The following is a 16,071-nucleotide window of genomic DNA, read 5'->3' on the forward strand; positions in this document are numbered from 1 at the left end:
CCGCCAAGCGAGGCCGCAGTGGACAAGATCCTGATTCGTGGGGCACGTACCCACAACCTGAAGAACATCGACCTGACCCTGCCGCGTGACAAGTTGATCGTCATCACCGGCCTGTCGGGTTCCGGCAAGTCCTCACTGGCCTTCGACACCCTGTACGCAGAAGGTCAACGCCGCTACGTGGAATCACTGTCGGCCTATGCCCGGCAGTTCCTGTCGATGATGGAAAAGCCTGACGTCGACACTATCGAGGGCCTGTCACCGGCCATTTCCATCGAGCAGAAATCGACATCGCACAACCCGCGCTCGACCGTGGGCACCATCACCGAAATCTATGACTACCTGCGCCTGCTGTATGCCCGCGTCGGTACCCCGCGATGCCCGGACCACGACATCCCGCTGGAAGCCCAGACCGTCAGCCAGATGGTCGACCTGGCACTGGCCGAGCCCGAAGGCAAGAAACTGATGCTGCTCGCCCCTGTGGTACGCGAGCGCAAGGGCGAGCACCTGGCGGTATTCGACGAGTTGCGCGCCCAGGGCTTTGTCCGCGCGCGCATCAACGGCAAGCTTTACGAACTCGATGAATTGCCCAAGCTGGACAAACAGAAGAAACACAGCATCGATGTGGTGGTCGACCGCTTCAAGGTGCGCGCCGACCTGCAACAGCGCCTGGCGGAATCCTTCGAGACTGCTCTGAAGCTCGCCGACGGTATCGCCCTGATCGCGCCGATGGACGACGAGCCTGGCGAGGAGATGATCTTCTCCGCCCGCTTCGCCTGCCCGATCTGCGGCCATGCGATCAGCGAGCTCGAACCCAAGCTGTTCTCCTTCAACAACCCGGCTGGCGCCTGCCCCACCTGTGACGGCCTGGGGGTCAAGCAGTTCTTCGACACCAAGCGCCTGGTCAATGCCGAGCTGACCCTGGCCGAGGGGGCGATCCGCGGCTGGGACCGGCGCAACGTCTATTACTTCCAGATGCTCGGCTCACTGGCTGCGCATTTCGGCTTCAGCCTCGAGAAACCTTTTGGCCAGCTGCCAGCCGAACAGCAGAAGCTGCTGCTGCAAGGCAGCGGCAAGCAGAACGTCGACTTCAAGTACCTCAATGACCGGGGCGACATCGTCAAGCGCTCCCACCCGTTCGAGGGGATCGTGCCCAACCTTGAGCGCCGCTACCGTGAGACCGAGTCGGCCACTGTGCGTGAAGAGCTGGCCAAGTACCTGGGTACCCAGCCCTGCCCTGACTGCCGCGGCACCCGCCTGCGCCGTGAATCACGGCATGTATGGGTAGGCGAAAAGACCTTGCCGGCCGTCACCAGCCTGCCGATCGGCGATGCGAGCAGCTATTTCAGCGGCCTGACCCTAACGGGCCGGCGTGGCGAGATCGCCTCCAAGATTCTCAAGGAAATCTGCGAGCGGCTGCAGTTCCTGGTCAACGTCGGCCTGGACTATCTCACCCTGGACCGCAGCGCCGACACCCTGTCTGGCGGCGAGGCCCAGCGCATCCGCCTGGCCAGCCAGATCGGCGCGGGCCTGGTGGGCGTGATGTACATCCTTGATGAACCCTCCATTGGCCTGCACCAGCGCGACAACGACCGCTTGCTGGGCACCCTCAATCACCTGCGGGACCTGGGCAACACGGTGATTGTCGTCGAGCACGACGAGGACGCCATCCGCCTGGCTGACTACGTGGTCGACATCGGTCCGGGTGCCGGTGTGCATGGCGGGCAGATCGTTGCCGAGGGCACCCCGCAGGAGGTCATGGACCACCCCGACTCGCTGACCGGGATGTACCTCTCCGGGCGCAAGAAAATCGTGGTGCCGGCCAAGCGCACGCCGCGCAACAAAAAGCTCTCGCTCAAGGTCAAGGGCGCCCGCGGCAACAACCTGCAGAACGTCGACCTGGAGCTGCCGATCGGGCTGCTGACCTGCGTGACCGGTGTATCCGGCTCGGGCAAGTCCACCCTGATCAACAACACCCTGTTCCCGCTGGCGGCGACCGCGCTCAACGGTGCCACCACGCTGGAAGCGGCGCCGCATGCCAGCGTCGACGGCTTGCAGCATCTGGACAAGGTGGTCGATATCGACCAGAGCCCGATTGGCCGCACCCCGCGCTCCAACCCGGCGACCTACACCGGTATCTTCACGCCGATCCGCGAGCTGTTTGCTGGCGTGCCGGAATCGCGTTCGCGCGGCTATGGCCCAGGGCGCTTCTCCTTCAACGTCAAGGGTGGACGCTGCGAAGCATGCCAGGGCGACGGCCTGATCAAGGTTGAAATGCACTTCCTGCCGGACATCTACGTGCCTTGCGACGTGTGCAAGAGCAAGCGTTACAACCGCGAGACCCTGGAGATCAAGTACAAGGGCAAGAACATCCATGAAGTGCTGGAAATGACCATCGAGGATGCCCGCGGCTTCTTCGATGCGGTACCGGCGCTTGCGCGCAAGCTGCAGACGCTGATGGATGTCGGGCTCTCGTACATCAAGCTGGGCCAGTCAGCGACCACGTTGTCCGGCGGTGAGGCGCAGCGGGTGAAGCTGTCGCGCGAGTTGTCCAAGCGCGATACCGGCAAGACCCTGTATATCCTTGACGAGCCGACCACCGGGCTGCACTTCGCGGACATCCAGCAATTGCTGGACGTGCTGCACCGCCTGCGCGATCACGGCAACACCGTAGTGGTGATCGAGCACAACCTGGATGTGATCAAGACCGCCGACTGGCTGGTCGACCTGGGGCCCGAGGGCGGTTCGAAGGGCGGGCAGATCATTGCCTGCGGCACGCCGGAGGAACTGGTGAAGATGAAGCAATCGCACACCGGGCACTACCTCAAGCCGCTGCTGGAGCGGGACCGGGCTTGACACCCCGGATATGAAAAAAGCCCCTGACACGTGAGTGCCAGGGGCTTTTTTCATGCTACAGCGCGAGGCGTGATCACATCTGCGATTGCAGGTAATTCTCCAGGCCAAGCAACTTGATCAGGCCCTGCTGCTTTTCCAGCCAGTAGGTGTGATCTTCTTCGGTGTCGGCCAGCTGCGCGCGCAGGATGTCGCGGCTGATGTAGTCATTGTGCAGCTCGCACAGCTCGATGCCTTTGCACAGCGCGGCACGCACCTTGTACTCCAGGCGAAGGTCGGAGGCGATCATCTCCGGCACGGTGGTGCCGACGTCAAGATCGTCAGGACGCATGCGCGGCGTGCCTTCGAGCATCAGGATGCGGCGCATCAGGGCATCGGCGTGCTGACCTTCTTCCTCCATCTCGTGGTTGATACGCTCGTAGAGCTTGCTGAAGCCCCAGTCCTCGTACATCCGTGAATGAATGAAATATTGATCGCGTGCCGCCAGTTCGCCCGTGAGCAACGAGTTGAGGTAGTCGATTACGTCCGGGTGACCTTGCATTGCCCTGTTTCTCCTTGTGTGAAAGCCATAGTTTGAACCAGGATTATTGCGAGGTCACTGAAAAACACGCAAAAACTATGAAAAAAGTCGGCAAACGGTAGTGATATTCATTGAAAAACCGCCCAGATGCGGGCGGTTCTCCTTATCACTTCGACTTAGGCAAGTTTCCATCCCAGTGCCTGGGCAATCCCCTCTCCATAGGCGCGATCCACTTGGATGAAGTGTCGCAACTGACGCTCTACTACCTCCTCGGTGACCCCTGCCATCGTTCCAGCGATGTTGCTGATCAACAGTGCCTTTTGCTCGGCACTCATCAGCCGGAACAACGCACCGGCCTGACTGTAGTAATCGCCATCCTCGCGATGGTCATGCCTGCCGGCGGCGCCGCTCAGCGCCAAGGCTGGCTCGGCATGGCGTGGCGACTGCTTGGGCGCATCACTGTAGCTGTTGGGCTCATAGTTCGGGGCGGCACCGCCGTTGTTACCAAACGCCATGGCGCCATCACGCTGGTAGGAGTTGACCGGGCTGCGTGGCGCGTTCACCGCCAGCTGCTGGTGATTGGTCCCGACCCTGTAGCGGTGAGCGTCAGCGTAGGCAAACACACGGCCTTGCAGCATCCGGTCAGGGGACAGGCCCACACCCGGGACCATGTTGCTAGGGCCGAAGGTCGCCTGCTCCACCTCCGCGAAGTAATTGAGCGGATTGCGGTTGAGTTCCAGCTCGCCGATCTCGATCAGGGGAAACTCCTTCTGCGACCAGGTCTTGGTCACGTCGAACGGGTTCTCGGCGCGCATGGCGGCTTGCTCCTCGCTCATGACCTGGATGCACACCGCCCATTTGGGGAAGTCCCCACGCTCGATCGCGCCGAACAGGTCGCGCTGGGCGTAGTCCGGATCCGTGCCGGCCAAACGGGCGGCATCGGCCGGAGTCAGGTTCTTGATGCCCTGGCGGGTCTTGAAGTGCCACTTCACCCACGTGCGCTGGCCCTGGGCGTTGATGAGGCTGTAGGTGTGGCTGCCGAAACCGTGCATGTGCCGGTAGCCGTCCGGAATACCCCGGTCGGAGAAGAGAATCGTGACCTGGTGCAGCGACTCAGGCGAATGCGACCAGAAGTCCCACATCATCTGGGCACTTTTGAGGTTGCTCTGCGGCAAACGCTTTTGGGTGTGGATGAAGTCAGGGAACTTGAGGGGGTCACGGATGAAGAACACCGGCGTGTTGTTGCCCACAATGTCCCAGTTGCCTTCCTCGGTGTAGAACTTCAGGGCGAAACCGCGGGGATCCCGTTCGGTATCTGCCGAACCACGCTCGCCTCCAACAGTTGAAAAGCGCAGAAAGGTCTCGGTTCGCTTGCCGACCTGTTCGAACAGCTTGGCACAGGTGTAATCGGTGATGTCGCGAGTGACGGTGAACGTGCCGTAGGCGCCCGAGCCCTTGGCGTGCACGCGGCGCTCAGGGATGTTCTCGCGGTTGAAGTGCGCGAGTTTTTCGATCAGATGGAAATCATCCAGCAGCAAGGGGCCACGCGGGCCTGCGGAGCGGGAGTTCTGGTTGTCGGCAACCGGGGCGCCGCTGGCGGTGGTGAGTATCTTGCTCATGGGCTTTCCTTCTCTGGATGTAGTGCCGGCTCGGCGGCTTGAGAAGGAGTATCCAGTACGGAGGCGTGTGAAACAAATTCATTACATTAGTGAGATCAATAGATAATCTCAATGCGTATAGACACAAAAAACCGGGCTCAAGGCCCGGTTCTCTGTAGCAGACTAAACGTCTTACTCAGCGGCTTCTACAGCACCGCCGACTGGACGATCAACCAGCTCGACATACGCCATAGGAGCGTTGTCGCCAGCGCGGAAACCGCACTTCAGGATGCGCAGGTAGCCGCCCTGACGGGTGGCGTAGCGCTTGCCCAGATCGTTGAACAGTTTGCCAACGATAGCTTTCGAACGAGTACGGTCGAAGGCCAGACGACGGTTGGCAACGCTGTCTTCCTTGGCCAGGGTGATCAGCGGCTCGGCAACGCGGCGCAGTTCCTTGGCTTTCGGCAGGGTAGTCTTGATCAGCTCGTGCTCGAACAGCGACACCGCCATGTTCTGGAACATGGCCTTGCGGTGAGAGCTGGTACGGCTCAGGTGACGTCCACTTTTACGATGACGCATGATTCATTCCTTACCAAACAGTTCGTTCGGTGATTACGACGATCAGGCAGTCGCCTTGTCGTCCTTCTTAAGACTTGCAGGCGGCCAGTTGTCGAGGCGCATGCCGAGGGACAGACCACGCGAAGCCAGGACGTCCTTGATTTCAGTCAGGGACTTCTTGCCCAGGTTCGGAGTTTTCAACAGCTCTACTTCGGTACGCTGAATCAGGTCGCCGATGTAGTAGATGTTCTCCGCCTTGAGGCAGTTGGCCGAACGTACGGTCAGTTCCAGATCGTCAACCGGGCGCAGCAGGATCGGGTCGATCTCGTCTTCCTGCTCGACAACTACTGGCTCGCTGTCGCCTTTCAGGTCGACGAACGCAGCAAGCTGCTGTTGCAGGATGGTAGCAGCACGACGGATAGCCTCTTCAGGATCCAGGGTGCCGTTGGTCTCCAGATCGATGACCAGCTTGTCCAGGTTGGTACGTTGTTCGACACGGGCGTTTTCCACCACGTAAGCGATACGACGTACCGGGCTGAACGAAGCATCCAGCTGCAAACGACCGATGCTGCGGCTTTCGTCTTCGTCGGTCTGACGCGAGTCTGCCGGCTCATAACCACGACCACGAGCTACGGTGAGCTTCATGTTCAAGGCGCCATTCGACGCCAGGTTAGCGATTACGTGATCGGGGTTGACGATCTCGACATCATGATCCAGCTGAATATCGGCAGCGGTAACCACCCCCGAACCCTTTTTCGACAAGGTCAGCGTAACTTCGTCACGACCGTGCAGCTTGATTGCCAGACCTTTAAGGTTCAACAGGATTTCAATTACATCTTCCTGTACACCTTCGATCGCGGAGTACTCATGGAGTACGCCATCGATCTCGGCCTCGACTACTGCACAGCCAGGCATGGAGGACAACAGGATGCGGCGCAGCGCGTTGCCCAGGGTGTGGCCGAAGCCACGCTCGAGAGGCTCGAGCGTGATCTTGGCGCGGGTCGGACTGACAACCTGCACATCAATGTGGCGGGGTGTCAGGAACTCATTTACCGAAATCTGCATGGATGCACCTATTTTCTAGCCCTTACTTGGAGTAGAGCTCGACAATCAGGTTTTCGTTGATGTCGGCAGACAGGTCGCTGCGAGCAGGAACGTTCTTGAAAACGCCCGACTTCTTGGCAGCATCCACGTCAACCCACTCAACTCGGCCACGCTGGGCGCACAGTTCAAGGGCTTGAACAATGCGCAGCTGGTTCGACGACTTCTCGCGAACCGCGACCACGTCACCCGGACGAACTTGGTAGGATGGAATGTTTACAGTCTTACCGTTGATGCTGATCGCTTTGTGCGAAACCAGCTGACGGGATTCGGCGCGAGTCGAACCGAAGCCCATACGGTAGACGACGTTATCCAGACGGCACTCGAGCAGTTGCAGGAGGTTCTCACCGGTAGCGCCCTTCTTGGAGGCTGCTGCCTTGTAGTAACCGCTGAACTGACGCTCCAGTACACCGTAGATACGACGAACTTTCTGTTTCTCGCGCAGCTGGGTACCGTAGTCGGACTGACGGCCACGGCGCTGGCCGTGGATACCTGGGGCTGCTTCGATGTTGCACTTCGATTCCAGAGCGCGTACGCCGCTCTTCAGGAACAGATCGGTGCCTTCACGACGAGACAGTTTGCATTTTGGACCAATGTAACGTGCCATTTATCTGTCTCCTGATTACACGCGGCGCTTCTTCGGCGGACGGCACCCGTTATGCGGGATTGGCGTCACGTCGGTGATGCTGGCGATCTTATAGCCACAGCCGTTCAAAGCACGAACAGCCGACTCACGACCTGGACCTGGACCCTTGACGTTTACGTCGAGGTTCTTCAGACCGTATTCCAGCGCAGCTTGACCAGCACGCTCGGCAGCGATCTGAGCTGCGAACGGGGTGGACTTGCGCGAACCACGGAAACCCGAACCACCGGAGGTAGCCCAGGACAACGCGTTGCCCTGACGGTCGGTGATGGTCACGATGGTGTTGTTAAAAGACGCATGGATGTGGGCGATGCCATCAACCACTGTCTTTTTGACTTTCTTACGAGGACGAGCAGCAGGTTTTGCCATGTCTATATTCCTGTCGATTCGCTGGTGCGATTACTTGCGGATCGGCTTGCGCGGACCTTTACGGGTACGGGCATTGGTCTTGGTGCGCTGACCGCGAACCGGAAGACCCCGACGATGGCGCAGACCGCGGTAGCAGCCCAGGTCCATCAAACGCTTGATTTTCATGTTGACGTCACGACGCAGGTCACCTTCAGTGGTGAACTTCGCGACTTCGCCACGCAGCTGTTCAATCTGCTCGTCGCTCAGATCCTTGATCTTAGCGGCTGGGTTGACACCAGCGTCTGCACAGATCTTCTGTGCAGTTGTGCGACCAACACCGTAGATGTAGGTCAGCGAGATAACAGTATGCTTGTTATCTGGAATGTTAACGCCTGCAATACGGGCCATTCAGTGGGACTCCAATTGACAGCTACCTACGCCCCGGAAGCCAAGAAATAGGGCGCGAGATAATATCGCTGTAGAAACAAATAATCAACCCAGCAGCACACTAGCTGCTGGGTTTGAAGCGCAAATCACACTCAGCCTTGGCGCTGCTTGTGACGCGGTTCCGCGCTGCAGATCACTCGCACGACGCCTTCGCGGCGAATAATCTTGCAGTTACGGCACAGCTTTTTCACCGATGCACGAACTTTCATCACCAACTCCTCGAACCTTAGGGGCCAATCAGCGCAGCAGACCGCTGCCGCCATAGCCTTTCAGGTTGGCTTTCTTCATCAGGGATTCGTACTGGTGTGAAACGAGGTGCGATTGTACTTGGGACATGAAGTCCATCACAACCACTACCACGATCAGCAACGAGGTCCCGCCAAGGTAGAACGGAACGTTTGCAGCCACCACCAGGAACTGGGGCAGCAGGCACACGGCCGTCATGTATAGAGCACCGAACATGGTCAAACGGGTCAGAACGCCATCAATGTAGCGCGCCGACTGCTCACCAGGACGGATACCCGGAATAAAGGCACCGGACTTCTTCAGGTTTTCCGCTACGTCTTTCGGATTGAACATCAACGCCGTATAGAAGAAGCAGAAGAAAATGATCCCTGCACTAAACAGCAGAATGTTCAACGGCTGACCAGGAGCGATCGACTGCGAGATGTCCTGCAACCAGCCCATACCTTCGGACTGACCGAACCAGGCACCCAGCGAAGCCGGGAACAGCAGAATGCTGCTCGCGAAAATGGCCGGGATAACCCCCGCCATGTTCACTTTAAGCGGCAAGTGGCTCGTCTGCGCAGCAAAGACCTTGCGGCCCTGCTGACGCTTCGCATAGTGAACGGCGATACGCCGCTGACCACGCTCGATGAACACCACGAAACCGATAATCGCTACTGCCAGCAGCCCGATAGCGACCAAGGCGAAAATGTTGATATCGCCCGTGCGTGCAGACTCGAAAGACTGCCCGATTGCTCTCGGAAGACCGGCTACGATACCTGCGAAAATCAACATCGAGATACCGTTGCCCACACCGCGCTCGGTGATCTGCTCGCCCAGCCACATCATGAACATCGCACCCGCCACGAACGTGGTGACAGCGACGAAATGGAAGCCAAGGTCTGCAGAAAACGCCACGCCCTGACCGGCCAGACCAATGGACATGCCAATGGCTTGGACCAGCGCCAGGATAACGGTGCCGTAGCGGGTGTACTGGCTGATCTTGCGACGGCCAGCTTCACCTTCCTTCTTCAACTGCTCCAGCTGTGGGCTGACAGCGGTCATGAGCTGCATGATGATCGATGCCGAAATGTACGGCATGATCCCCAGTGCAAAGATGCTCATGCGCTCCAGCGCACCGCCGGAAAACATGTTGAACAAGCTAAGAATGGTCCCCTCATTCTGCCGGAACAGTTCCGCCAGCCGGTCCGGGTTGATGCCTGGAACTGGGATATGCGCGCCTATCCGATAGACGATGATCGCCAGGAACAGAAAACGCAGACGAGCCCAGAGTTCAGACATCCCGCCCTTGCCGAGCGAAGAGAGAGCACCTTGCTTAGCCATTTATTCCTCGAATTTGCCGCCAGCTGCTTCAATAGCCGCACGCGCACCTTTGGTGGCTGCGATACCCTTGATGGTGACCGCGCGAGTAACTTCGCCGGACAGCATGATTTTCACACGCTGTACGTTTTGGTTAATCACGTTGGCATCCTTCAGGGATTGCACGGTGACTACGTCGCCTTCCACTTTGGCCAGCTCGGACAGACGCACTTCTGCGCGGTCCATGGCTTTCAGGGAAACGAAGCCGAATTTCGGCAGACGACGGTGCAGCGGCTGTTGACCGCCTTCGAAGCCCGGAGCAATGGTGCCACCGGAACGGGAGGTCTGACCTTTGTGGCCGCGGCCACCGGTCTTGCCCAAACCGCTACCGATACCACGACCCGGACGATGCTTCTCGCGACGGGAACCCGGCGCTGGACTCAGATCATTGAGTTTCATCGATTAACCCTCGACGCGCAGCATGTAGTAGGCCTTGTTGATCATCCCGCGGTTCTCGGGAGTATCCAGGACTTCTACAGTGTGACCGATGCGACGCAGACCCAGGCCCTTCACACACAGGATGTGGTTAGGCAGACGGCCGGCGGTGCTTTTGATCAGCGTTACTTTAACGGTAGCCATGATCAGATGATCTCCTCAACGCTCTTGCCGCGCTTGGCAGCAATGGATTCAGGAGACTGCATGGCCTTCAGACCCTTGAAGGTGGCATGAACCACGTTCACTGGGTTGGTCGAACCGTAGCACTTGGCCAGGACGTTCTGAACGCCAGCAACTTCCAGGACAGCACGCATTGCGCCACCGGCAATGATACCGGTACCGTCGGAGGCAGGCTGCATGTAAACCTTCGAGGCGCCGTGGGCAGCCTTGGTGGCGTACTGCAGGGTGGTGCCCTTCAGGTCAACCTGGATCATGTTGCGACGAGCAGCTTCCATGGCTTTCTGGATCGCGGCAGGTACTTCGCGCGACTTGCCACGGCCGAAGCCGACGCGGCCCTTGCCATCACCAACCACGGTCAACGCGGTGAAGGTGAAGATACGGCCGCCTTTTACGGTTTTTGCAACGCGGTTAACTTGAACCAGCTTCTCAATGTAGCCTTCGTCGCGCTTTTGGTCGTTATTTGCCATAACTTAGAACTCCAGCCCGCCTTCACGAGCAGCATCAGCCAGCGCCTTGACGCGGCCGTGGTACTTGAAGCCAGAACGGTCGAAAGCAACTTGAGAAACGCCAGCGGCTTTCGCGCGCTCAGCTACCAGCTTGCCAACCTTAGTGGCCGCGTCGATGTTGCCGGTGGCACCATCACGCAGTTCTTTGTCCAAGGTCGAGGCACTTGCCAGAACCTTGCTGCCGTCGGCCGAAATGACCTGGGCGTAGATGTGCTGCGAAGAGCGGAACACGCAGAGACGCACGACTTCGAGTTCGTGCATTTTCAGGCGTGCTTTGCGAGCGCGACGCAGTCGAGTAACTTTTTTGTCGGTCATTTGCTAGGCCCTACTTCTTCTTGGCTTCTTTACGACGGACTACTTCGTCCGCGTAACGCACACCCTTGCCCTTGTACGGCTCTGGTGGACGGAAATCGCGGATTTCAGCGGCCACCTGACCAACCAGTTGCTTATCGATACCCTTGATCAGGATATCGGTCTGGCTTGGGGTCTCAGCGGTGATACCGGCTGGCAGTTCGTAGTCCACAGGATGCGAGAAGCCGAGAGCCAGGTTCAGCACGGTGCCCTTGGCTTGCGCCTTGTAACCAACACCGACCAGCTGGAGCTTGCGCTCGAAGCCTTGGCTTACGCCTTGGACCATGTTGTTTACCAGGGCACGGGTAGTACCGGCCATGGCACGAGCTTGCTGGTCACCATTGCGAGCAACGAAGCGCAGCTCGCCAGACTCTTCGGTAACTTCAACAGAATTGTGAACGTTCAGTTCGAGAGTGCCCTTGGCACCCTTCACCGAAAGCTGTTGACCGGCGAATTTTACTTCGACGCCAGACGGCAGCTTTACGGGGTTCTTAGCGACGCGAGACATGCCTATCCCCCCTTAGAACACTGTGCACAGAACTTCGCCACCGACACCGGCAGCGCGCGCAGCGCGATCAGTCATCACACCTTTGCTGGTGGTGACAATAGACACGCCCAGACCGCCACGTACTTTCGGCAGGTCCGAGACGGACTTGTACTGGCGCAGGCCTGGACGGCTGGTGCGCTTCAGTTCCTCGATGACCGGACGGCCTTCGAAGTACTTCAGTTCGATCGACAGGGACGGTTTGACCTCAGCGCTGACTTGATAGCCGGCGATGTAGCCTTCGTCTTTGAGAACTTTTGCTACCGCAACCTTCAGAGTCGAAGAAGGCATGCTTACGACGGACTTTTCAGCCATCTGGGCATTACGGATGCGAGTTAGCATGTCCGCTAACGGGTCCTGCATACTCATGGGCTAGATGCTCCTGATACAAGAAATATTAGCCTCTCGGCTATAACAACCACCTAAGCAGGCAGGTCAAAAAACCCGGGCTCAGGTGAGCCGGTCATTCTAGACACATAGCAGAAACGAAACAAGCCCCACGAGGGGGCTTGTTTCTGTGCGAGGACACCGATGGTCGGAAGATCAATCCCCTTCCATCGGTACCCCGCCCTGCAGGGCTTACCAGCTGGCCTTGACCAGACCTGGTACGTCACCACGCATTGCTGCTTGACGCAGCATGTTACGGCCGAGGCCGAACTTGCGGTAGACGCCGTGCGGACGACCGGTCAGGCGGCAGCGGTTACGCAGGCGAGCCGGGCTCGCGTCACGTGGTTGCTTCTGCAGGGCGACAACGGCAGCGAAACGCTCTTCAGGAGAGGCGTTCACGTCGACGATGGTCGCTTTCAGCTCGGCACGCTTCTTGGCGTACTTGGCAACCGTGAGCTGACGCTTCAGCTCGCGGTTTTTCATGCTCTTCTTGGCCATTTTCCTACTCCAATCAGTTGCGGAACGGGAATTTGAAAGCACGCAGCAGAGCGCGGCCTTCGTCATCCGAACGAGCAGTGGTGGTCAGGGTAATGTCCAGACCGCGCAGAGCATCGATCTTGTCGTAGTCGATTTCCGGGAAGATGATCTGCTCTTTCACGCCCATGCTGTAGTTGCCACGACCATCGAAGGACTTGGCATTCAGGCCGCGGAAGTCGCGGACCCGAGGCAGGGAGATCGCCAGCAGGCGGTCCAGGAACTCGTACATACGATCACGGCGCAGGGTAACCTTGACGCCAATCGGCCAACCCTCACGGACTTTGAAGCCCGCGATGGATTTGCGTGCGAAAGTCACAACCGGCTTTTGACCAGTGATCTTCTCGAGGTCAGCTACTGCGTGCTCGATGATCTTCTTGTCGCCGATTGCTTCACCCAGACCCATGTTCAGGGTGATTTTGGTAACGCGCGGGACTTCCATCACGTTCGAAAGCTTAAGTTCTTCCTTAAGCTTTGGAGCGATTTCGTTCCGGTAAATCTCTTTCAGTCGTGCCATGGTCTTCTACCTAGCAGTGTTCAAGCATCAACCGCTTTTTGGGTCGACTTGAAGACACGAATTTTCTTGCCGTCTTCTACTTTGAAGCCAACGCGGTCAGCCTTGTTGGTTTCACCATTGAAAATGGCAACGTTGGAAGCGTGCAGTGGCGCTTCTTTCTCGACGATACCGCCCTGAACGCCCGACATCGGGTTAGGCTTGGTATGACGCTTCACCAGGTTGACACCACCGATGACCAGACGGTCATCAGCGAGTACCTTCAGCACCTTACCGCGCTTACCTTTGTCTTTGCCGGCGATCACGATGATCTCGTCGTCACGACGAATCTTTTGCATGTCGGATCTCCTTACAGCACTTCAGGGGCGAGCGAGACGATCTTCATGAACTTCTCGTTGCGAAGTTCACGGGTCACTGGCCCGAAGATGCGAGTGCCGATCGGCTCTTGCTTGTTGTTCAGCAGAACAGCAGCGTTACCGTCGAAACGAATGATGGAACCGTCAGCGCGACGTACACCGTGACGGGTACGTACGACAACAGCAGTCATCACCTGGCCTTTTTTGACCTTGCCGCGCGGAATTGCTTCCTTGACGGTTACTTTGATGATGTCACCGATGCCGGCGTAACGGCGGTGCGAACCGCCGAGAACCTTGATGCACATGACGCGACGAGCGCCGCTGTTATCGGCCACATCGAGCATGGATTGAGTCTGAATCATAAAATTTCTCCGACCCTTCGCCCTTAGACTTCAACAGCGCGTTCGATGACTTCAACCAGCGCCCAGGACTTGGTCTTGGCCAGCGGACGGGTTTCGCGAATGGAAACCTTGTCGCCGATCTTGCACTGGTTGGTCTCGTCATGCGCGTGCAGCTTAGTCGAACGCTTAACGTATTTACCGTAGATCGGGTGCTTTACGCGACGCTCGATCAGAACGGTGATGGTCTTGTCCATTTTGTCGCTGACGACACGGCCAGTCAGCGTACGGACGGTTTTTTCAGCTTCAGCCATGATCACTTACCTGCCTGCTGGTTGAGCACAGTTTTCACGCGAGCGATGTCACGCTTAACTTGCGAGAGCAGGTGCGACTGCCCCAACTGGCCAGTTGCTTTCTGCATGCGCAGATTGAACTGGTCGCGCAGCAAGCCGAGCAGTTGCTCGTTCAGTTGCTGTGCTGATTTCTCACGAAGTTCATTCGCTTTCATCACATCACCGTCCGCTTAACAAAGGAGGTGGCAAGTGGCAGCTTCGCAGCAGCCAGGGCAAATGCCTCACGAGCCAACTCTTCAGAAACACCCTCGATCTCGTACAGGACTTTGCCTGGCTGGATCTGGGCAACCCAGTACTCCACGGAACCCTTACCTTTACCCATCCGCACTTCGAGAGGCTTCTTGGTAACCGGCTTGTCCGGGAATACACGGATCCAGATCTTGCCGCCACGTTTAACGTGACGGGTCAGAGCACGACGTGCCGACTCGATCTGACGGGCGGTGATACGACCGCGAGCAACAGCCTTCAGGGCGAATTCGCCGAAGCTGACCTTGCTACCGCGCAGTGCCAGACCACGGTTGTGGCCAGTCATCTGCTTGCGGAATTTTGTACGCTTTGGTTGCAACATTTGGCGTACCCCTTACTTAGCAGCTTTTTTACGAGGCGCTGGTGCTTGTGGTTTCAGTTCTTCTTGGCGACCACCAATAACTTCGCCTTTGAAGATCCAAACCTTGACACCGATCACACCGTAGGTGGTGTGAGCTTCGTAGGTGGCATAGTCGATATCGGCACGCAGGGTGTGCAGTGGCACACGACCTTCGCGATACCATTCAGTACGTGCGATCTCAGCACCGCCGAGACGACCGCTCACCTGGATCTTGATGCCCTTGGCACCAATACGCATGGCGTTCTGCACGGCGCGCTTCATGGCGCGACGGAACATTACGCGGCGTTCCAGCTGCTGAGCTACGCTCTGCGCAACCAGCATACCGTCGAGTTCCGGCTTGCGGATCTCTTCGATGTTGATGTGCACAGGCACACCCATTTGCTTGGTCAGGTCCTGACGCAGCTTCTCAACATCTTCACCTTTCTTCCCGATAACGATACCTGGACGAGCGGTGTGGATGGTGATGCGTGCAGTCTGAGCCGGACGATGGATATCGATACGGCTTACGGACGCGCTTTTTAGTTTGTCTTGGAGGTACTCACGTGTTTTCAGATCCTTCAACAGGTAATCTGCGTAAGTAGCACCGTCTGCGTACCAGACGGAGGTGTGCTCCTTGACGATTCCCAGGCGAATGCCAGTGGGATGTACTTTCTGACCCATCTGATCGACTCCGTTACTTGTCCGCAACCTTGACAGTGATATGGCAAGACCGCTTGACGATGCGATCAGCGCGGCCTTTGGCACGCGGCATGATGCGCTTCAGCGAACGCCCTTCGTTGACGAAAACGGTGGAGACCTTCAGGTCATCAACGTCTGCGCCTTCGTTATGTTCGGCGTTGGCAACGGCCGACTCGAGGACTTTCTTCATGATTTCAGCAGCTTTTTTGCTGCTGAAGGCCAACAGGTTGAGCGCTTCGCCCACCTTCTTCCCGCGGATCTGGTCGGCGACCAAGCGGGCTTTCTGGGCGGAGATTCGAGCGCCCGACAACTTAGCGGCTACTTCCATTTCCTAACCCCTTAACGCTTGGCTTTCTTGTCAGCCACGTGCCCACGATAAGTGCGGGTACCGGCAAACTCGCCCAGTTTGTGGCCGACCATGTCTTCGTTCACGAGAACTGGGACATGTTGACGACCGTTGTGTACCGCGATGGTCAGACCGACCATTTGTGGCAGGATCATCGAACGGCGCGACCAGGTTTTCACTGGCTTGCGATCGTTCTTCTCCGTCGCCACTTCGATCTTCTTCAGTAGGTGAAGATCGATAAAAGGACCTTTTTTCAGAGAACGTGGCACTGT

At 57.9% G+C, this 16,071-nt stretch carries 26 protein-coding genes; 1 reads left to right on the forward strand and 25 read right to left on the reverse strand.

Going from position 1 to position 16,071, the window contains the following annotated elements; translation table 11 throughout:
* Window positions 1–18 precede the first annotated feature (18 nt).
* Window positions 19–2,853: an excinuclease ABC subunit UvrA gene (gene uvrA, locus AC0ZZU_RS09510; protein ID WP_476340310.1), complete on the forward strand. Its 2,835-nt coding sequence runs from the start codon at window positions 19–21 to the stop codon at window positions 2,851–2,853.
* 73 nt (window positions 2,854–2,926) lie between these two features.
* Here uvrA and bfr read toward each other — a convergent pair whose 3' ends face one another.
* From bfr to rpsS, 25 genes are all read right to left on the reverse strand, one after another.
* Window positions 2,927–3,391, reverse strand: coding sequence for a bacterioferritin (bfr, locus tag AC0ZZU_RS09515; protein WP_324121520.1), 465 nt, complete (start codon window positions 3,389–3,391; stop codon window positions 2,927–2,929).
* A gap of 155 nt (window positions 3,392–3,546) precedes the next feature.
* A complete protein-coding gene (locus AC0ZZU_RS09520) occupies window positions 3,547–4,989 on the reverse strand; it encodes a catalase (RefSeq protein WP_476340312.1) in 1,443 nt (480 codons plus the stop codon).
* A gap of 171 nt (window positions 4,990–5,160) precedes the next feature.
* Window positions 5,161–5,547 carry a 50S ribosomal protein L17 gene (gene rplQ / locus AC0ZZU_RS09525; RefSeq protein ID WP_028695417.1) on the reverse strand — a complete coding sequence of 129 codons (387 nt, stop codon included), beginning with the start codon at window positions 5,545–5,547 and terminating at the stop codon, window positions 5,161–5,163.
* A 42-nt stretch (window positions 5,548–5,589) separates the two neighbouring features.
* Entirely contained in the window at window positions 5,590–6,591 is a 1,002-nt protein-coding gene (locus tag AC0ZZU_RS09530; protein ID WP_003255452.1) for a DNA-directed RNA polymerase subunit alpha, read from the reverse strand.
* A 22-nt stretch (window positions 6,592–6,613) separates the two neighbouring features.
* Window positions 6,614–7,234 (reverse strand): 30S ribosomal protein S4, encoded by a 621-nt coding sequence (gene rpsD / locus AC0ZZU_RS09535; protein WP_158460554.1) that lies wholly within the window; start codon window positions 7,232–7,234, stop codon window positions 6,614–6,616.
* Between the two features lie 15 nt (window positions 7,235–7,249).
* Complete coding sequence (rpsK, locus tag AC0ZZU_RS09540; protein ID WP_060392320.1) at window positions 7,250–7,639, reverse strand: 30S ribosomal protein S11; 390 nt, start codon at window positions 7,637–7,639, stop codon at window positions 7,250–7,252.
* A gap of 30 nt (window positions 7,640–7,669) precedes the next feature.
* Window positions 7,670–8,026 carry a 30S ribosomal protein S13 gene (gene rpsM / locus AC0ZZU_RS09545; RefSeq protein ID WP_158460553.1) on the reverse strand — a complete coding sequence of 119 codons (357 nt, stop codon included), beginning with the start codon at window positions 8,024–8,026 and terminating at the stop codon, window positions 7,670–7,672.
* A gap of 131 nt (window positions 8,027–8,157) precedes the next feature.
* The gene (gene rpmJ / locus AC0ZZU_RS09550) at window positions 8,158–8,274 is read right to left on the reverse strand and encodes a 50S ribosomal protein L36 (RefSeq protein ID WP_002555468.1); all 117 of its coding nucleotides are present in this window, start codon (window positions 8,272–8,274) and stop codon (window positions 8,158–8,160) included.
* Window positions 8,275–8,302: 28 nt separating this feature from the next.
* A complete protein-coding gene (gene secY, locus AC0ZZU_RS09555; RefSeq protein WP_158460552.1) occupies window positions 8,303–9,634 on the reverse strand; it encodes a preprotein translocase subunit SecY in 1,332 nt (443 codons plus the stop codon).
* Window positions 9,635–10,069: a 50S ribosomal protein L15 gene (rplO, locus tag AC0ZZU_RS09560; RefSeq protein ID WP_010220318.1), complete on the reverse strand. Its 435-nt coding sequence runs from the start codon at window positions 10,067–10,069 to the stop codon at window positions 9,635–9,637.
* 3 nt (window positions 10,070–10,072) lie between these two features.
* Window positions 10,073–10,249 (reverse strand): 50S ribosomal protein L30, encoded by a 177-nt coding sequence (rpmD, locus tag AC0ZZU_RS09565; RefSeq protein WP_158460550.1) that lies wholly within the window; start codon window positions 10,247–10,249, stop codon window positions 10,073–10,075.
* A 2-nt stretch (window positions 10,250–10,251) separates the two neighbouring features.
* Window positions 10,252–10,752 (reverse strand): 30S ribosomal protein S5, encoded by a 501-nt coding sequence (rpsE, locus tag AC0ZZU_RS09570; RefSeq protein ID WP_158460548.1) that lies wholly within the window; start codon window positions 10,750–10,752, stop codon window positions 10,252–10,254.
* A 3-nt stretch (window positions 10,753–10,755) separates the two neighbouring features.
* Entirely contained in the window at window positions 10,756–11,106 is a 351-nt protein-coding gene (gene rplR, locus AC0ZZU_RS09575; RefSeq protein ID WP_009397496.1) for a 50S ribosomal protein L18, read from the reverse strand.
* Between the two features lie 10 nt (window positions 11,107–11,116).
* Window positions 11,117–11,650 carry a 50S ribosomal protein L6 gene (gene rplF, locus AC0ZZU_RS09580; protein ID WP_158460546.1) on the reverse strand — a complete coding sequence of 178 codons (534 nt, stop codon included), beginning with the start codon at window positions 11,648–11,650 and terminating at the stop codon, window positions 11,117–11,119.
* Between the two features lie 12 nt (window positions 11,651–11,662).
* Window positions 11,663–12,055: a 30S ribosomal protein S8 gene (gene rpsH / locus AC0ZZU_RS09585; RefSeq protein WP_158460544.1), complete on the reverse strand. Its 393-nt coding sequence runs from the start codon at window positions 12,053–12,055 to the stop codon at window positions 11,663–11,665.
* A 210-nt stretch (window positions 12,056–12,265) separates the two neighbouring features.
* The gene (gene rpsN, locus AC0ZZU_RS09590; RefSeq protein ID WP_158460542.1) at window positions 12,266–12,571 is read right to left on the reverse strand and encodes a 30S ribosomal protein S14; all 306 of its coding nucleotides are present in this window, start codon (window positions 12,569–12,571) and stop codon (window positions 12,266–12,268) included.
* A gap of 13 nt (window positions 12,572–12,584) precedes the next feature.
* Window positions 12,585–13,124 (reverse strand): 50S ribosomal protein L5, encoded by a 540-nt coding sequence (gene rplE / locus AC0ZZU_RS09595; RefSeq protein ID WP_158460541.1) that lies wholly within the window; start codon window positions 13,122–13,124, stop codon window positions 12,585–12,587.
* 20 nt (window positions 13,125–13,144) lie between these two features.
* Window positions 13,145–13,459, reverse strand: a complete 315-nt coding sequence (rplX, locus tag AC0ZZU_RS09600; protein ID WP_158460540.1) for a 50S ribosomal protein L24 — start codon at window positions 13,457–13,459, stop codon at window positions 13,145–13,147.
* Between the two features lie 11 nt (window positions 13,460–13,470).
* Window positions 13,471–13,839, reverse strand: coding sequence for a 50S ribosomal protein L14 (gene rplN, locus AC0ZZU_RS09605; RefSeq protein ID WP_011063774.1), 369 nt, complete (start codon window positions 13,837–13,839; stop codon window positions 13,471–13,473).
* A 23-nt stretch (window positions 13,840–13,862) separates the two neighbouring features.
* On the reverse strand, window positions 13,863–14,129 hold the full coding sequence (gene rpsQ, locus AC0ZZU_RS09610) for a 30S ribosomal protein S17 (RefSeq protein ID WP_043210310.1): 267 nt from the start codon (window positions 14,127–14,129) through the stop codon (window positions 13,863–13,865).
* Between the two features lie 2 nt (window positions 14,130–14,131).
* On the reverse strand, window positions 14,132–14,323 hold the full coding sequence (gene rpmC / locus AC0ZZU_RS09615) for a 50S ribosomal protein L29 (protein ID WP_002555481.1): 192 nt from the start codon (window positions 14,321–14,323) through the stop codon (window positions 14,132–14,134).
* On the reverse strand, window positions 14,323–14,736 hold the full coding sequence (gene rplP, locus AC0ZZU_RS09620; protein ID WP_476340318.1) for a 50S ribosomal protein L16: 414 nt from the start codon (window positions 14,734–14,736) through the stop codon (window positions 14,323–14,325). The genes rpmC and rplP overlap by 1 nt, the downstream gene beginning before the upstream one ends.
* Before the next feature lie 12 nt (window positions 14,737–14,748).
* On the reverse strand, window positions 14,749–15,435 hold the full coding sequence (rpsC, locus tag AC0ZZU_RS09625) for a 30S ribosomal protein S3 (protein WP_009397510.1): 687 nt from the start codon (window positions 15,433–15,435) through the stop codon (window positions 14,749–14,751).
* A gap of 13 nt (window positions 15,436–15,448) precedes the next feature.
* Window positions 15,449–15,781 carry a 50S ribosomal protein L22 gene (gene rplV, locus AC0ZZU_RS09630; protein ID WP_003103908.1) on the reverse strand — a complete coding sequence of 111 codons (333 nt, stop codon included), beginning with the start codon at window positions 15,779–15,781 and terminating at the stop codon, window positions 15,449–15,451.
* A gap of 11 nt (window positions 15,782–15,792) precedes the next feature.
* Window positions 15,793–16,068 (reverse strand): 30S ribosomal protein S19, encoded by a 276-nt coding sequence (gene rpsS, locus AC0ZZU_RS09635; protein WP_119138201.1) that lies wholly within the window; start codon window positions 16,066–16,068, stop codon window positions 15,793–15,795.
* Between the last annotated feature and the right edge of the window lie 3 nt (window positions 16,069–16,071).

The sequence above is a fragment of the Pseudomonas sp. JE3303 genome (assembly GCF_056312565.1).

Coding starts and splice junctions, on each gene's coding strand:
- bfr (WP_324121520.1), bottom strand. CDS start 3,391: ATGCAAGGTCACCCGGACGTAATCGACTACCTCAACTCGTTGCTCACG.
- AC0ZZU_RS09520 (WP_476340312.1), bottom strand. CDS start 4,989: ATGAGCAAGATACTCACCACCGCCAGCGGCGCCCCGGTTGCCGACAAC.
- rplQ (WP_028695417.1), bottom strand. CDS start 5,547: ATGCGTCATCGTAAAAGTGGACGTCACCTGAGCCGTACCAGCTCTCAC.
- AC0ZZU_RS09530 (WP_003255452.1), bottom strand. CDS start 6,591: ATGCAGATTTCGGTAAATGAGTTCCTGACACCCCGCCACATTGATGTG.
- rpsD (WP_158460554.1), bottom strand. CDS start 7,234: ATGGCACGTTACATTGGTCCAAAATGCAAACTGTCTCGTCGTGAAGGC.
- rpsK (WP_060392320.1), bottom strand. CDS start 7,639: ATGGCAAAACCTGCTGCTCGTCCTCGTAAGAAAGTCAAAAAGACAGTG.
- rpsM (WP_158460553.1), bottom strand. CDS start 8,026: ATGGCCCGTATTGCAGGCGTTAACATTCCAGATAACAAGCATACTGTT.
- rpmJ (WP_002555468.1), bottom strand. CDS start 8,274: ATGAAAGTTCGTGCATCGGTGAAAAAGCTGTGCCGTAACTGCAAGATT.
- secY (WP_158460552.1), bottom strand. CDS start 9,634: ATGGCTAAGCAAGGTGCTCTCTCTTCGCTCGGCAAGGGCGGGATGTCT.
- rplO (WP_010220318.1), bottom strand. CDS start 10,069: ATGAAACTCAATGATCTGAGTCCAGCGCCGGGTTCCCGTCGCGAGAAG.
- rpmD (WP_158460550.1), bottom strand. CDS start 10,249: ATGGCTACCGTTAAAGTAACGCTGATCAAAAGCACCGCCGGCCGTCTG.
- rpsE (WP_158460548.1), bottom strand. CDS start 10,752: ATGGCAAATAACGACCAAAAGCGCGACGAAGGCTACATTGAGAAGCTG.
- rplR (WP_009397496.1), bottom strand. CDS start 11,106: ATGACCGACAAAAAAGTTACTCGACTGCGTCGCGCTCGCAAAGCACGC.
- rplF (WP_158460546.1), bottom strand. CDS start 11,650: ATGTCTCGCGTCGCTAAGAACCCCGTAAAGCTGCCGTCTGGCGTCGAA.
- rpsH (WP_158460544.1), bottom strand. CDS start 12,055: ATGAGTATGCAGGACCCGTTAGCGGACATGCTAACTCGCATCCGTAAT.
- rpsN (WP_158460542.1), bottom strand. CDS start 12,571: ATGGCCAAGAAGAGCATGAAAAACCGCGAGCTGAAGCGTCAGCTCACG.
- rplE (WP_158460541.1), bottom strand. CDS start 13,124: ATGGCACGACTGAAAGAGATTTACCGGAACGAAATCGCTCCAAAGCTT.
- rplX (WP_158460540.1), bottom strand. CDS start 13,459: ATGCAAAAGATTCGTCGTGACGACGAGATCATCGTGATCGCCGGCAAA.
- rplN (WP_011063774.1), bottom strand. CDS start 13,839: ATGATTCAGACTCAATCCATGCTCGATGTGGCCGATAACAGCGGCGCT.
- rpsQ (WP_043210310.1), bottom strand. CDS start 14,129: ATGGCTGAAGCTGAAAAAACCGTCCGTACGCTGACTGGCCGTGTCGTC.
- rpmC (WP_002555481.1), bottom strand. CDS start 14,323: ATGAAAGCGAATGAACTTCGTGAGAAATCAGCACAGCAACTGAACGAG.
- rplP (WP_476340318.1), bottom strand. CDS start 14,736: ATGTTGCAACCAAAGCGTACAAAATTCCGCAAGCAGATGACTGGCCAC.
- rpsC (WP_009397510.1), bottom strand. CDS start 15,435: ATGGGTCAGAAAGTACATCCCACTGGCATTCGCCTGGGAATCGTCAAG.
- rplV (WP_003103908.1), bottom strand. CDS start 15,781: ATGGAAGTAGCCGCTAAGTTGTCGGGCGCTCGAATCTCCGCCCAGAAA.